2 protein-coding genes are annotated in these 2174 nt (G+C 72.7%); both read left to right on the top strand.

Annotation, left to right across the window (positions count from 1 at the left end; translation table 11 throughout):
- On the top strand, positions 1–565 hold a 565-nt coding region (locus ACTHJJ_RS08285), incomplete at its 5' end, for an S-methyl thiohydantoin desulfurase domain-containing protein (RefSeq protein ID WP_440302466.1).
- A gap of 10 nt (positions 566–575) precedes the next feature.
- Positions 576–2069 (top strand): PucR family transcriptional regulator, encoded by a 1494-nt coding sequence (locus ACTHJJ_RS08280; RefSeq protein ID WP_440302465.1) that lies wholly within the window; start codon positions 576–578, stop codon positions 2067–2069.
- The last annotated feature ends 105 nt before the right edge of the window (positions 2070–2174 follow it).

Here is a 2174-nt window from a genome sequence, read left to right as displayed (position 1 = left end):
CGTCGAGGGAGCCCGGCCGCGGGATCTCGAGCGGGTCGTCCGCACCTCCATCGAGTGCAACGGCGGCTGGGCCGGCACCGCGATCGGCGGCTTCACGGTGGGCGACCTGCGCGACCACGCCATGCCCGGCACGCTGGCGCGCGCACTTGCCGTCGGTCGGGCCTCCGCCGACGCCGTCCACACCGACCCGGCGACGTTGGCCGACGCGGTCGGCGGGCGCCTACTCGCCACCGGGCGGGTCGTCGAGGCCCGGCACGAGACGAGCGCGCCCGGTGTCGTGTCCTTCGAGGTGCAGGGCGACGACGGGGCGGTGCTGCGCCTCGTCGCCCGGTCCGAGCTCATCGCCCTCGTCCGCAACGGGGTGGTCGTCGCCGCGACGCCGACCATCATCGCCGCCCTCGACGCGACCACCATGGCCGTCCTCGAGGTCGACGAGGTCGCCGTCGGCAAGGACCTCGTCCTCCTCGCCCTGCCGGCACCGCCGTGGTGGCTCGCGGAACCCCATCGGCGGCGCCAGGCCGAGGCCGTCCAGTGGGGCATCGCCGGCCTCGAGGAGACCGGATGAGTGAGCCCCGATGAGTGCGGAGCTGTCCCTCCGGGCGCTCCTCGAGCACCCGGACGCCGTTGGCGTGACGGTGCTCAACGGGGGTGACACAGCCTGGACGCGTGTCGTCGTGGAGAACCACGAGGACGCCCTCCCGGCGGAGGTGGACCGGGCGCTGGCCGTGCTCGTCGATCCCACTCCCACGGCGTCGTGGCAGGTCGACGCGCTCCTGCGCCGCGTGCACGACCGAGGCTTCACCGGCATCGCCCTCACCGGAGAGCCCCCGGGTCAGGGCAGCTGCGCCCTCGCCCGGCGGCTCGGGCTCGTCGTGCTCCATACGCAGACCCCGCTCCAGCTGGCGCGCGCCTGCTGGCAGCTGGCCGAGGCTCGCGATGCTCTGACCCTCCGGATGGTGCGCCGCGTGGCCAGGTCCATCGAGTACCGCGCGAACGACCTCGGCGACCTGCTGGGGCACCTCGCCGGGAACGTCGGGGAGGGCATCGCGCTCATCGACCGCGATGGGGTGCTGCAAACGGCCGGTGAGCCGATCCCCGACTCCCTCCTCGCCCAGGTCTCGTTCGACCACTGGCTCGACATCGCGGAGTCCCCCGACGGGCTGATCGCCTCGGTCGCCGTCGAGAGCCGCACCCGCCACAAGCTGCGAGTCGCCATGCACGGCAAGGACGCGAGCATTGCCTACCGCAACGCGCTGTCCACCGCAGTCCAGGTCGTCATGCCGATGGTCGCAGCGCGCCTGCTCATCGACGAGGTCGAAGCCGTCAGTGACGCGTCGCAGTCATCCGGCCTCCTGGGCGACTTCCTTGATTCCCAGGGCCGGGTCGGGGCCGAGGTCGAGCAGCGGATGCTGGCCCACGGCTGGCGCACCAGCGGCTACCACCTCGGCTTCCGCATGGTCGGCCGCGGGCGCCTCGACCAGCTGGAGCTCCTCCGGTTCGTCACCTCACGCCTGACCCACGTCCCGGCCGACTCCCACGCGGCCACCCGCGGCGGCGGGGTGACGGGCTGGCTCACCTTCACCGAGACACCGTCACCGGCCGTCATCGCCCGACGGGTCCAAGACCTCCACGCGATCCACACCGCGGCCCAGACGTCCTTCATGGTCGCGACCGGCGTCGGCTCGCTCGCCGCCGGCCCGACCGGCCTCGCCGCCACCTTGGGCGAGGCGCGGGACGCGGCGCGGCTTGCTGCTGACCGGGAGCGGTCCCGATGGTTCGTCCACATCGACAGCCTCGGGCTCGAGCAGCTGCTCCTCGCCTGGACGGGAGGCGACACGTTCGCCTCGGCGGCGGCCTCGATGCTCTCGCCGCTCAGCGAGGTCGAGCGCGAGACGCTGGCGGCATATCTCGACGAGGAGTCGTCCATAGTCGCGACCGCCGATCGGCTCGGCCTGCACCGGAACACGGTGTCGGCGCGGATCCAGCGGCTGCAGGGCCTGCTCGGGATCGACCTGCGCGACCCGGAGGCCCGACTCGCCCTGCAGCTCGCCTGCCGGGTGGCACTCTGATGACGTACTGACGACTGACGTACCGACGACGCAGCTGATGATGAGCTGGAGCGAGCCCAGCCACATACCGACGAGGGCGACTTCCCGGGAGGAAACCAACGATGG

This window comes from Intrasporangium sp. (assembly GCF_051961875.1).
In the GTDB taxonomy this organism is placed as follows: domain Bacteria; phylum Actinomycetota; class Actinomycetes; order Actinomycetales; family Dermatophilaceae; genus Intrasporangium_A.
This window is presented reverse-complemented; position numbering and strand designations above follow the sequence as displayed.